This window comes from Glycomyces sp. NPDC050141 (assembly GCF_055586545.1).
Genome location: NZ_JBVJHZ010000013.1, coordinates 1 through 13,215, shown reverse-complemented (window position 1 = coordinate 13,215; position 13,215 = coordinate 1). Strand labels below are relative to the sequence as shown.

The window sequence follows — 13,215 nt, the reverse complement described above, 5'->3', positions numbered from 1 at the left end:
AAACATCCAGGTAGATGCCGTATTTTTGAGCCCAGTAACAATCTTGCATCGGACGAATGACCGATCAGGGTTGATATCAGCGGTGGTGATATCGGTTTCTTGACAGCGCTTGCGCTCATCGTGCGTGAGCGCTATCATCCGCATAGACGGATCGCGATATCCGTCTCTCTCGGTGCGCCAGCAGCTCCCCGGCATCAGTCCACTTTGCGCCGATTGACCTGGAAGGACCCCTACCTTGAACAGACCTGCAACGATGCATGTCCGCCCACGCGGGACGCTTCGGCTCACCGCCCTTGCGGCTGCGGCCGTTTCGATGATCGGCGCCATCGTGGCGCCGCCCCCCGTGCAGGCCGCGGCGGCGGACCTCATCACCGATCACGTCGTCGCGATCAACGAGACCGTCTCCGACGCCGGGTTCGTCCACCCCGGTGTCGGCCTCTCGGCCGAGGACCTCCGCAACGCCCAGGCGATGGTCCGCTCGGGCCAGGAGCCGTGGGCCTCCTACTTCGAGGCGATGAGCACCAGCGGCTTCGCCGGCACGGACTACCGCGCCTCGAACTCGAAGTCCGCGGCCGAACCCGATGTGCCGCTGGACCCCACGTTCACCCACGCCGGTCTGCGCAACCGCGAGACCAGGGACTCGTTCGGCGCCCTCACGCAGGCGCTCATGTGGACGGTCACCGGCGACGAGGTCTACCGCCGCAACGCGATCCAGGCCCTGCGCACCTGGGGCGGCATGGACGCCGACCGCTTCGTGTACTTCGCCGACGCGCACATTCACACCGGCCACCCGCTCTACCAGTTCCTCATGGCGGCCGAGATCATCCGCGCCACCGAGCCGGTCGCCGACGACACCCCGGGCACGTACGGCGGCTACGACGTCGTCTGGTCCGCTGAGGACGACGCCAACCTGCTCGCCAACTTCGCGAACCCGGTAGTGGAGACGTTCCTGTACTCCAACACCCGCTGGATGAACCAGCACAACTTCGGCCTGTTCGGCCGGATCGCGACCGCGATCTACGCCGACGACGCCGAGGGATACGCCAAGGGCGTCGAGTGGTTCACCGTCAACGCCACCGACCCCGACTACGACAACGGGTCGATCGCCGCGCAGATCCCCTACATCGGGGCCGACGACCCGGCGAACCCGTACGGCTTCGGGTTCGTGCAGGTCCGCGAGATGGGCCGCGACCAGGCCCACGGCGAGTGCAACATCGACAACTTCACGGGCCTGGCCCGCATGCTCGAAGTCCAGGGCACGAGAGTCGACCCGACCGCGGGCACCGTTTCGACGGCCTCCGATGCCGTGAGCGCCTACGACTTCCTCGACCAGCGCCTGCTCGACGGCGCCAACCAGTTCTTCGGGTTCATGATGGGCGCCTGGACCCCGTGGGCCGAGGAGCGCGGCGAGGGCTGGAACGGCTCGATCTCCGAGGCGTACCGCGGCCGGATGTTCAACGCCGTCAACGAGCTCTACTACGAGTACGCGCTCGAACGCGGCGTCGACGTCGAAGCCGAGGCGCCTTGGGTCGCCGAGCTCGCCTCTCGCATCGACGGCCCCTACTTCTACGACGGCCAGAACAAGGTCAACTTCTGGTTGCCGGGCGACAAGAACCCCGAGTACTGGGTGGCCTTCCCCGAATCGCTGGCCGGCACCGCCCCTGCTGCCCTCCCTGAGACCTCCGACCTCCGGTTCGAGGACCGCAGCCTGCAGTCGGACGACCGCACCGCGCTCGTCACCGAGGACGGCGAGACCTTCGCGCGCGCTTTCGCGGACGAGCAGGGCACGACCAGCGTCCTGTCGCGGGTCATGCACGACACCAACGGCGTGAACGGACTCCGGGTTCGCACCGACGGTCCCGCCGTCCTCGAAGTCCTCGACAAGGACGAGCCCTCGCCGCTCAACCCGAACGAGCTGGACGCGACCGTCCTCGCGACGATCGACCTGCCCGACACCGGCGGCGAATGGCGTTACGTGATCTTCCCCGAGCGCGGCACCTTCACCGCCTTCCTGCGCCTCAGCGGCGAGGGCACCACCGTAGACCTCGACCGCCTCCGGTTCAACGCGCAGACCACGTTGACGCCGCCGCAGTTCGCCCAGTCGACGACCACCGAATACCTGACCGCCAAGGACTCCTCGACGTTCGACTTCTCCGCGGTGGACACGGGCGGCCAGGTCGCCTATCGGGCTTCCGGGCTCCCCGACGGCGCCGAGCTCGACGCCGCGACCGGCGCGCTGACTTGGAAGCCGACCAGGTACCAGGCCGGGCGCTACGACGTCCAGATCGTCGCCGACGACGGCGAGTCGGTCGCCGCCCGCACCTTCGAACTGGTCGTCTCCAAGAACCGGCAGCAGACCGTGCGAACGATCGTGGCCGACGGGACCGACCGCGACGCGGTCTACACCACCGTCACCTTCGAGCCCTACACGGCCGCGAAGGCGGCCGCCGAAGCAGCCGCCGAATTCGGCAGCCTCGAGGAGTTCACCGCCGCGGTCGCCGAGCTGCGATCGGCGATCCGCCAATTGCGACTGCTGAACCCGTCGCTGCCGGACGGCACCCTGGACTATCAGGGCGGTGTCGTGGCCTACACCGGCATCGACGCGACCGGCCTGAAGAACCTCGCCGACGACCACAACGGAACCGGCATCGCCGACCTGCGGACCGGCTCGATCGTGTTCGACTTCGGCACCCGCTACCGCATCGAGGCCGCATCATTCGGGCTCCAGGCCCGGTTCACGTTCGGCAACCGTCTCCAGGGGACGAACGTGTACGGCTCGAACGACGGCGTCACCTGGGACCTGCTGACCGAGCGCGAGACGACCGACACCAACGACTGGGAGCACATCGACGTCGTCGACGACCACGCCGGAGACGCCTACCGGTATCTGAAACTCCAGGTCGACCACCCGGGCATCCCGACCGACCCGGCCTACCCGGGTCTCTGGTCCTTCAGCGGTTTCCGCATCAACGGCGAGCGCACCGAGGCGCCCGGCACGGTGGACACCGTCGCGGTCACCTCGCCGGACTCCGAGGCCGGTCGCGTCACCGCCGGCGACACCGTGAACGTCGCCTTCACCAGCCCCGAGCCGATCAGCGACACCACGGTCACGGTCGCCGGGCAACCTTTGGAAGCCGCCAGTGAGGACGGCCTGTCCTGGACCGCGACCGGTGTCCTCGGCGACCTGGAAGGCAGCGGCGTCCTCGACGTCGCCATCGACCACACCACCGCCGACGGCGAGCAGGCGGCCACCGTCCACGGCTCGACCGACTTCTCCACCCTGTACGGCTCCGACCAGCGAAACCTGATCGACCTCGCCGACGCCCAGGTCGTCAACAGCGCGGGCGAACCCGATGCGGCCAAGGCCGCCCACGCCGCCCGCATGGTCGACGGCAGCGCCACCACCTTCAGCGACGTCACCGCCGTCGACGGTCGGTTCGAACTGATCTGGGACTTCGGCGAAGGCGCGGCCTACAGCCTCGACCGGGTCGACTTCATGTCGCTGCGCGACAACAACGGCATGATCCGCCTGCCGAACCTGAGGCTCCAGGGCTCGAACGACCTCGAAAACTGGACCGACCTCACCGGGCAGGCGTTCAACACCCACGCCTGGCAGCGACTCGACGCCCTCGACCAGGGCGAGTACCGGTACCTGCGCGTCACCAACACCACCGTCATCAACATCGCCGAACTGCGGATCTTCGGCTCGATCGAACGCGACCTGGACCCGATCCTGGCCCGCGCCGACGCGGTCGACCTCTCCGCCTACACCCGCGGCTCGCAGATCCTCTTCCCGCGCGAAGTCGAGACCGTTCGCGCTCTCGCACAAGAGGAAGGCGCCGACGAGTCCGCGCTCGCCCAGCGCCTCCTGGACGCCTGGGACTTCCTCGACGCCGCCGCCTCCTCCGGCCCGGCGGTCATCGACAAGTCCTGGGTCGCGGCCAGTACGGCCAAAGGCGACGGCAGCCTCGACGCCGCGGGCAACGGCTGGCTCATGTTCGACGGGAACACCGGCACCTACACCGACACCACGACCAAGGCGTGCACGAACACGGTCCTGCCGACCGACGGCACCGCGTTCGTGATCGAAGCGGTCAAATACCATCCCCGCTCGAACGCGGTCTCCCGCGCCACCGGCATGCCGATCGAAGGCTCCAACGACGGCGGCGCCACCTGGACCGCCTTCGCCAACACCGGCACACCGACCGCGGGCTGGAACACGCTCGCGCTCACCGAACCGGTCGCCTACGACGCGGTCCGCATCAGCGGCGGCAACGGCTACTGCAACGTGGCCGAACTCCAGCTCATCGTCGAGACCATCGACAAGTCGGGGCTCGCGGTGCGCTTGGCCGACGCGGCGGCGCTGACCGAGGCCGACTGGACGGCCGAATCGTGGGACGCGGTGGCGTCCGCTCGCGATGCGGCCCAGGCGGTGTCCGACGACAAGGGGGCCGACCAGGCCACTGTCGACGCGGCGACTGAAGCACTCGCAGGGGCGATCGGCGGACTCGTCGAGGCCTGATGAACCGGTGGCGGGGTCCGAAACCACCCGGACCCCGCCGCGACCGGCGGCGCATCGGCCGATGCGCCGCCACGATCAACAACGCAAGGGACGCAACACGAGATGACCAGGAAGATCTTCCGCCACGACCCGATCGTGGCGAATGCGCCGCGAATCCTGTACGGCGGGGACTACAACCCCGATCAGTGGCTCAAGTGGAAGGACACGGTCTGGAAGGAGGACATGCGTCTCGCCGGGCTCGCCGGGGTCAACACCCTGTCGGTCGGCATCTTCGCCTGGGCCGCACTCGAACCCGAGGAGGGCCGCTACGAGTTCGGCTGGCTCGACGAGGTGATGGACATGCTCGCCGAGCACGCGATCACCGCCGTGCTCGCCACGCCCTCCGGTGCCCGGCCCGCCTGGATGAGCCACCGCTACCCCGAGGTGCTGCGCGTCGACGCGGACCGCAGGCGCATCCTCCACGGCGAGCGGCACAACCACTGCCTCACCTCACCGCTGTACCGCGAGAAGACGCTCGCGATCAACACCGCCCTCGCCGAGCGCTACCGGAACCACCCGGCGCTCGGGGTCTGGCACGTCTCGAACGAGTTCGGCGGCGAATGCCACTGCGACCTGTGCCAGGAGCGCTTCCGCGCGTACCTCCAAGAGCGCCACGGCAGTCTCGACGCCCTCAACGAGGCCTGGTGGACCGGCTTCTGGGCCAAGACCTACACCGACTGGTCCCAGATCGAGAGCCCCGGCCCGCGCGGCGAGCGCGACATGCACGGGCTGCACCTCGACTGGCAGCGGTTCACCACGGAGCAGTTCGTGGACTTCTACCTGCACGAGACCGCCCCGCTCAAGGCCGCGACGCCCGAGATCCCGTGCACGACCAACCTCATGGGCACCAACCCGCGCATCGACTACTTCCGGCTCGCCGAGGTCATGGACGTCGTCTCGTGGGACTCCTATCCGGCCTGGACGGGCACCGACCTCGACGTGCGGGTGGGCGCCGAGGCCGCCATTACCCACGACCTGATGCGCGGCCTCAAAGACAAGCCCTTCATGCTCATGGAGTCCTCGCCCTCGGCGATCAACTGGCGGCCGGTGGCGAAGCTGCTGCGTCCCGGCATGGTCGAACTCCAGGCGCTGCAGGCCGTCGCGCACGGCTCGGACACCGTGCAGTACTTCCAGTTCCGCAAGGGACGCGGCGGCTCCGAGAAGTTCCACGGCGCGATCGTCGACCACGAGGGCACCGAGCGCACCCGGGTGTTCCGCGAGGTGGCCGGGCTCGGGGAGCGGCTCGCCGGCATGGACGCGGTCGTCGGCACGGCGACCCCCGCCGAAGTGGCGATGGTCTTCGACTGGCCCAACCAGTGGGCGCTCGCGGACATGAAGGGACTGCTCCAGGACCGGACGGGCTACCGGGACACCGTGGTCGACCACTACTCGGCCTTCTGGCGGCGGGGCGTGCCGGTCGACATGCTCGACGGCGCCCGCATCGCCGCCCCGGGCGGGCTGCGCGGGTACAAGATGCTCGTCGCGCCGATGCTCTACATGCTCAGACCCGGTGTCGCCGAAGCGATCGACACCTTCGTGCAGGACGGCGGCACGTTCGTCGCCACCTATGCCACCGGCTATACGGACGAGCACGACCGGACGTTCCTCGGCGGCTTCCCCGGGCCGCTCCGGTCCACACTGGGCATCTGGTGCGAGGAGATCGACGCGCTCTACGAAGGCGAACGCAACTCGATCGAATGGAACGGCAAGAGCTACCCCGCGTTCGACCTCTGCGAAATCGTCCACACCGAAAGCGCTCAGGCCCTCGGCGCCTACGGCGCCGACTTCTACGCCGGCGGCCCGGCGCTCACGGTCAACGCCCACGGCAAGGGCCGCGCCTACTTCATCGCTGCCCGCACCGGAGCCGCATTCCTCGACGACTTCTACAGAGCGACCGTTTCGGCGACCGGTGTGGAACGCTCCCTCGACGCCGACCTGCCCGCGGGCGTCACCGCCCGGCTGCGCAGCGACGGCCAGACCGACTACGTCTTCGTCCTCAACTTCAACCCGACGGAGGTCCGCATCGATCTCGACGGCGAGCTGCTCGAACTCGCCGCCTACGGCACCGCGGTCCTGGAACGGCCGAGATCCGGGGGCCGTGCGTAGCGGAGGACTCCTTGACAGCACTGCGAAGATCGACCTCGAACGGAGGTCTCGCATGGAGTCGAACGTCAGCTGGTCGGCCGTCGCAACGGCGCCAGCGGTCGGGCCCCGGCTAGCCGCAGCAGCTCGACTTCACTTGCGGCAGTTCGATGAGCTGTCCGGCGCGCCCGTGGAGGACGCCCGTGGCGAGGCCGCGGGACGGGACGGTTTCAGCGGCCGGGGTGCCGCAGGCCGAGGCCTCGGTGCCGCATCCGGTGTCCGATGCGGTGGTGCCGCAGCAGCCGGAGGACTCGTCGGCGTCGTTGATGCTGGTGGCGTCGAGGGCCCGGCTGGAGGAGCAGACCCCGGTCTCGGGCAGTTCGAGTTCGACCCGGTCGGCGGCCTCGCGGTCCCCGGCGAGGGCGGCGACGATGGAGCGGACCTGCTCGTAGCCGGTGGCGAGGAGGAACGTCGGGGCGCGGCCGTAGCTCTTGACCCCGGCGATGTAGAAGCCCTCGTCGGGGTGGGCGAGGTCGGCTTCGCCGTGGGCGGGGACGGTGCCGCACGAGTGGAAGTTCGGGTCGATGAGCGGGGCGAGCTTCACCGGGGCCTCGACGGTGGCGTCGAGGTCGAGGCGGAGTTCGCGCAGCAGTTCCAGGTCGGGCCGGAAGCCGGTGGCGGCGGCGATGCTGTCGGCTTCGAGCTGGACGGCGCGGCTGCCGGCCTTGCCGTGGACGGTGACCGATCCGTCTGCGGCCGTGGTGAACGCGTCGATCGTGAGGCCGGTGACGAGTTCGACCCTGCCGGATTCGACGAGGGCCTTGAGGCGGGTGCCGATCGTGCCGCGCGCCGGGAGCGCGTCGGCCGAGCCGCCGCCGTAGACCTTCGCGGCGCTGCGGCCCCGGATCGCCCAGGTGATGCGGGTGCCCGGCTCGGTCTCGGCGAGTTCGGCGAGGAGCAGGAGCGTGTTTGCGGCGGAGTGGCCCGCGCCGACGACGAGGGTCCGCTTGCCCGCGAAGCGTTCGCGTTCGCGGCCGAGCACGTCGGGAAGCGGACCGGCCTGCCAGGGGGCGTCGGCGCTCTCGCCCGCGGCGGGCAGGCCGCCCGAGCCGAGCGGGTTCGCGCGGCCCCACACGCCCGAAGCGTCGATGACCGCGTCGGCGACCACATCGGACCATCCGTCCTCGGTCACGGTGCGCAGTAGGTAGGCGCGGCCTTCGCGGCCGAGCGAGTGGGTCTTGTCGGCGCCGAGGCGCGCAACGCCGGTGACGCGGGTGCCGTAGCGGATGTGGGGAGCGAGCGCGGCGGCGAGCGGTTCGAGGTACCGGCCGATGAGCTCGGAGCCGTGGGGCAGGCCGTCCGCGTCCGGCTCGGTCCAGCCGGTCCCGGCGAGGAGTCGCCTTGCGGCCGAGTCGATGTCGAAGCGCCAGGGGGAGAAGAGGCGGACGTGGCCCCACTGGGCGATCGCGGCCCCGGCGCTGGGACCGGCTTCGAGGACGATCGGGGTGATGCCGCGTTCGCGCAGGTGCGCGGCGGCGGCGAGCCCGACCGGTCCGGCGCCGATCACGGCGACGGTCTTGGCGAGGCGGCGGGTGGAGAGCCCTGCACTTCTGGAAGACATGGTGAACCTCCTTGGGGTGGTCGCGCCGATCGCGATCACATCAACGGAGATAATTAATACCAGTGATTATTGTTGATGGCAAGTTCCGTGGTTTACTTGTTGCATGAGCCGCCTGATCGAGATCGAGCTGACCGACGTCACCGCCGAGTCCGACGAGAAGCTCGTCGAGCGCGCCCGCGACCTCGCACCCCAGTTCAAGGCCCTCGCCGACGAGAACCGCCTCGCGATCGTCATGCTCCTGTCCGAGCGCGACCGCACCGTGCGCGAACTCACCGAAGCGACCGGCCTCGCCCAGACCCTCGTCTCCCACCACCTCGCGCCGCTGCGCGAACTCGGCCTCGTCACCGTGACCCCCAAGGGCCGCAGCAACATCTACGCCCTCTGCTGCGACGCCTTCACCGGCCCCATGCGGGCGCTGGCGGGGCTCTCGACCGCCACCGAAACCAAGGGCTGCTGAACCCGACCCGGCCGCTCGGCTCGGGTCGGGTCCGCGCCGGAGATCACTCAGGTCCGCGGCTCCGCCGGTGCAGGAACCGTGATGCAGTTGTCCGCGCGGTAGAGGTCGCGGCCGGTGGCGCACAGTTCCATCTCGCCAGGTTCGGTGTCGTCCATGATCTGGAACGCCAGAGCGCCGATCATGGTGGCGCCCAGCGGGATCTCGACGCGCCCGAAGACGTCGGCGCTGCCCCATCGGTGTTCGCGCCACTCGTCGTCGGCGACCTGTTCGAGACTGGTGATGGGGTTGGCGGTGCAGGCCCCGTAGGGGTCGAGACTCTCGGCCGCGCAGGCATTGTCGCCAGCGGGGAAGGCCAGCTCGAAGTCGAAGTAGTTCAGCCAGGCGTCGGCCACGCCGCGGTCGTCGGCCTCGCCGGTCACCGCGACATAGACCACCAGGTAGTGGGAGTCCGCATCGGCGATGTGGTCGGCGAGTTCGACCTGCCAGGCCGTGTCCACGGCCTTCAGCCGCATCCCGACGGGCGACACCTCCTGCTCGACATAGAGCAGTTCATCGCCGGGGAAGTCGGCGAACGCGGTGTAGACCGGTCCGGCCGGGCTCGGAGACGACTCAGGCTGCGCGGTCGATTCGGCGGCGTCGGAGTCGGAGCCGGTGTCGCCGCTGCCGTTGCATCCGGTGAGCGCCAAGAGGAGTGCCGCGATGAAGATGGAGGAAATGCGCTTCGACATCAGACCCGCTCCTCCGTCGGCGCGGGAACGGCGATGCAGTCGTCGTACTCCATGAGGACCGAGTCGCCACCCCCGCAGAGCTCGATCGCACCGGTCGCCACGAACGCGTCCGGAACGGTGAAGGCCGCGACCCCGGCCACGGTCTCCCCGGCGTCCAGCGGCATACCGCCGAGGGTCGACTCCGTCCAGCCGAACGTTCCCCAGTCCTCGTAGGGGACCTCCTCGAGATAGGTGACCAAGGTGGCCATGTCGTGGCAGATCTCCTCCATCGACTCGTCCCGGCCGCCGAGGTTGTCGCGCTGGCAGTCCTCGCCCGATCCGAACCGCAGCGCCACCGAGAAGGCGTTCAGGTAGGCCTCCTCCACGCCGCGGTCGGCCGACTCGCCGGTCGCCACGACGTAGACCGCCAGGTAGTGCGATCCCACCTGGGCGGGCCTGCCGGCCAGCTCGGTGAGCCACGCGGTCTCCACCGCCTTGACTTTCAGGCGGTAATCCTCGCGGCCGTCGGTGTACAGCAGCTCCTCGCCGGGGTAGTCCTCATACTGCGAGTACGCGGGCCCGGGCGGTGTTGCAGATGCGCTCGCTTCGGTTGCCGCCGCGTCGGACGAGCGCTCGCCGCTGCCGCTTCCGGAGCATCCGGCGAGTCCGAGGAGCAGGCTCGCGGCGAGTATGGACGGTGTACGTAGGGACATGCGGTTTCCTTGATCGGTCGTTCGGCTTCGCCGCCTCGCGGCTATGGGGAGCACTATCGCCGAACCCGGCTTCAGATCGGCTTCACCGTCACAGGGGCCCTTGGTCCCCGGGGCTAAAATGTGGACGTGTCGGACCCTCATGGCAGCGAGAGCAGCGCCAACACCCCCGTTGGATCACCTGGCGGCGTTGCACTCGGCGTGCTCGGGCCGCTGCGGGTCGCCGCAGGCGGCACGGAACTGCAGTTGACTTCACCGCTGTCGCGCACGTTCCTGGCCCTGCTGGTGCTCAACGCCGGCAGGCAGGTGACGCTGTCCGAGTTCGCGGACGCCCTGTGGGGCACGGACCTTCCGCAGAACCCCCGCCGCGCGGTCCAGCTGTGCGCGGTGCGGGTGCGGGCGCAGCTCGACCGGATCGGCGCGGGCGACATCGTGGCGACCTGTCCCGACGGGTACCGGCTCGACGTCCCGCCGGAAGCCACCGACATCGGCAGCGTCGCGATCCATCTGCGCGAAGCCGATGCGGCCGCCGACGATGCCGAACGCGAGCTGGCCGCAGCGACTGCGGCGCTTGAACTGTGGCGTGGTGAGCCGCTGGCGGACGTCCCGTCGGACGAGCTGCAGCGGGAGGTGGTGCCGGGCCTGCGCGAGAAGCGGTTGCTGCTGCTGGAGCGGCGCATCGACATCATGCTCCGCCAAGGGAGCGCGGCCGAGCTGGTGGACGAACTGGTGGCCCTCACCGCGCGGCATCCGCTGCGCGAAGGGCTCTGCGGCCAGCTGATGCAAGCGCTGCACCATTGTGGACGACGCGGTGAGGCTCTGGACGTCTACCACCGGTTCCGCCGCCGGTTGAGCGACGAGTTCGGCGTCGATCCGAGCGAGTCGATGCGGACCCTGCACGCCGCGATCCTGACCGGCAGACAGGACGAGGGCACCGGCACTGAGCCGTTGCGGCTGCCGGTCCCGCGTCAGCTCCCGGCGGGTGCGGCGGCCTTCTCGGGGCGCAAGGCCGAGCTCGCCGAGCTCGACGGGCTGCTGACGGTGATGCACGGGTCGTCCGTGCCGGTCGTCGGCGTGGTCACCGGAACGGCCGGGGTCGGGAAGACCTCGCTCGCCGTCCACTGGGCGCGCCGGGTCGCCGACGAGTTCGTCGACGGGCAGCTGTTCGCCGACCTGCGCGGCTACCACCCGGGGCAGGCGCTGTCGCCGGACCGCGTACAGGCGCGGTTCCTGCGGACGCTCGGGGTGCGCAGTGAGGACATCCCCACCGAAGCCGACGAGCTGACCGCGATGTACCGGTCCACGATCGACGGCCGACGACTGCTCATGGTGCTGGACAACGTGAACAGCGCCGACCAGGTCCGGCCGCTGCTACCGGGCGGGCGCGACTGCCTGGCCGTCGTCACCAGCCGTGACGCACTGCTGAGCCTGATCGCCATCGAGGGGGCGAGCCGGGTCGACCTGGAGCTGTTCGACATGGCCGAGGCGCGGGAGCTGCTGGCGCGGCGGCTCGGCCCCGAACGGCTGGCCGTCGAATCGCAAGGCGCCGATGACATCATCGCCGCCAGCGCACGGCTTCCATTGGCGCTCGCGATCGCCGCCGCCCGCGCCGTGATCGACCGCAGCGCCTCGCTCAGCGCACTCGCCGAGCAGCTGCGCGGCGGGCTCGACGCCTTCGACACCGCATCGGCCCTGACAGATGTGCGCGCGGTGTTCTCGTGGTCCTATCGCGCGCTGAGCCCGGACGCCGCCCGCATGCTGCGACTGCTCGGGCTGCACCCGGGGCCGCATCTGACGGCGCCCGCCGCGGCGAGCCTCGGCGGGCTCCCGGTGACGACGGCCGGGAGGCTGATCGACGAACTGGTGCAGGCGAACCTCGTCCTCGAACCGGTCCCGGGGCGCTTCGCCCTGCACGACCTGATGCGCGAGTACGCCGCCGAACTGGTGTCCGCCGACGAGTCCGAAGCCGACCGGGACCGGGCCGCCCGCCGTCTCCTCGACCACTACCTGCACAACGGATACGCCGCAGTGAACGTCGTCGACCCGCTGCTGACCGGTGAGGGGCCGGGTGAGGCGCTTCCCGAGGTCGCCTTGGAGGAGCTGGCGGACCATGACGCGGCCCTGAACTGGATCACGGCCGAGCAGGAGGTCCTGCTCTCCACCCTGGACTGGGCGGCGGAGGCCGGGTTCGACCGCCAGGTGTGGCAGCTGGTGTGGGTCCTCTTCCCGTACCTCATGCGGCAGGGAAGCCCGGCGCAGAGCATCAGTTGTCTCGAGACGGCGCTCAAGGCCGGTGAACGGCTCGGCGAACCCCTGCTGCAAGCGAGGGCGCACCGGGGGCTCGGGAACCTGTACCTGAGGGCGGCCCGCGACGACGACGCCGACCGGCACTTCGGGACGGCGCTGACCCTCTACCGCGGCAACGGCGACCTGTCGGGCGAGGCGCACGTCGAGATGGGACTGGCGGCGTTCCGCGAACAGCAGGGCCGGCACCCCGAGGCACTGGAGCACGCGCTGCGGGCGCTGGAACTGCACCACCGGCTGGGCGACGCCGGTTCTCACGCGAACGCCCTCAACTCGGTGGCCTGCTGCTATATCCAAGTGGGGCAGCATCAGCTGGCACTCGACCACGCCCGACAGTCCCTCGCGGCGTTCCGGGAGCTGAACGCCCCTGAGGCGGCATCCGCGGCCCTGGACACGATCGGCGACGCCTACCAGCGGTCGGGGCGGTTCACCGAAGCGGTCGACAGCTACCAGGAGTCCATCCGGCTGGCCCGGCAGGTCGGAAACCGCTTCTACATCGCCCGGAGCCTCGACAACCTCGGCGACACCTGCCGCGCGATGGGCGACCAGCCTGCGGCCCGCGACGCCTGGCGCGAAGCCGAGGCCATCTTCGACGAGCTCCAGCACCCCGCCGTACGACAGGTCCGGGACAAGCTCGCCGGGGTAACCGCGTAAAGGCCGAAGTGGGGGGGGGGGGGGGGGGGGGGGGGGGGGGGGGGGGGGGGGGGGGGGGGGGGGGGGGGGGGGGGGGGGGCGGGGGCGAGCGGAAGAGGACGCAGGCCTTCCAGGGCCAC

The 13,215-nt window shown here is 70.0% G+C and carries 7 protein-coding genes; 4 read left to right on the top strand and 3 right to left on the bottom strand.

Annotated features, from left to right (window positions below):
- Positions 1 to 235 precede the first annotated feature (235 nt).
- Together ACZ60M_RS10355 and ACZ60M_RS10350 are read left to right on the top strand one after the other, a co-directional pair.
- Positions 236 to 4,522 carry a putative Ig domain-containing protein gene (locus tag ACZ60M_RS10355; RefSeq protein ID WP_465416732.1) on the top strand — a complete coding sequence of 1,429 codons (4,287 nt, stop codon included), beginning with the start codon at positions 236 to 238 and terminating at the stop codon, positions 4,520 to 4,522.
- A gap of 102 nt (positions 4,523 to 4,624) precedes the next feature.
- Positions 4,625 to 6,667 carry a beta-galactosidase gene (locus ACZ60M_RS10350; protein WP_465416730.1) on the top strand — a complete coding sequence of 681 codons (2,043 nt, stop codon included), beginning with the start codon at positions 4,625 to 4,627 and terminating at the stop codon, positions 6,665 to 6,667.
- Positions 6,668 to 6,776: 109 nt separating this feature from the next.
- On the opposite strand, the gene ACZ60M_RS10345 is transcribed toward ACZ60M_RS10350, so the two are convergent.
- Complete coding sequence (locus ACZ60M_RS10345) at positions 6,777 to 8,264, bottom strand: FAD-dependent oxidoreductase (protein WP_465416728.1); 1,488 nt, start codon at positions 8,262 to 8,264, stop codon at positions 6,777 to 6,779.
- 103 nt (positions 8,265 to 8,367) lie between these two features.
- On the opposite strand from ACZ60M_RS10345, the gene ACZ60M_RS10340 reads away from it, so the two are divergent.
- The gene (locus tag ACZ60M_RS10340; RefSeq protein ID WP_465416726.1) at positions 8,368 to 8,721 is read left to right on the top strand and encodes an ArsR/SmtB family transcription factor; all 354 of its coding nucleotides are present in this window, start codon (positions 8,368 to 8,370) and stop codon (positions 8,719 to 8,721) included.
- Between the two features lie 47 nt (positions 8,722 to 8,768).
- Here ACZ60M_RS10340 and ACZ60M_RS10335 read toward each other — a convergent pair whose 3' ends face one another.
- Positions 8,769 to 9,449 carry a hypothetical protein gene (locus ACZ60M_RS10335; RefSeq protein ID WP_465416724.1) on the bottom strand — a complete coding sequence of 227 codons (681 nt, stop codon included), beginning with the start codon at positions 9,447 to 9,449 and terminating at the stop codon, positions 8,769 to 8,771.
- Positions 9,449 to 10,141 carry a hypothetical protein gene (locus ACZ60M_RS10330; protein ID WP_465416722.1) on the bottom strand — a complete coding sequence of 231 codons (693 nt, stop codon included), beginning with the start codon at positions 10,139 to 10,141 and terminating at the stop codon, positions 9,449 to 9,451. Before ACZ60M_RS10330 ends, ACZ60M_RS10335 begins: the two co-directional genes overlap by 1 nt.
- Before the next feature lie 126 nt (positions 10,142 to 10,267).
- Between ACZ60M_RS10330 and ACZ60M_RS10325 the strand changes: the two genes are divergently transcribed.
- A complete protein-coding gene (locus ACZ60M_RS10325) occupies positions 10,268 to 13,096 on the top strand; it encodes an AfsR/SARP family transcriptional regulator (RefSeq protein ID WP_465416720.1) in 2,829 nt (942 codons plus the stop codon).
- The last annotated feature ends 119 nt before the right edge of the window (positions 13,097 to 13,215 follow it).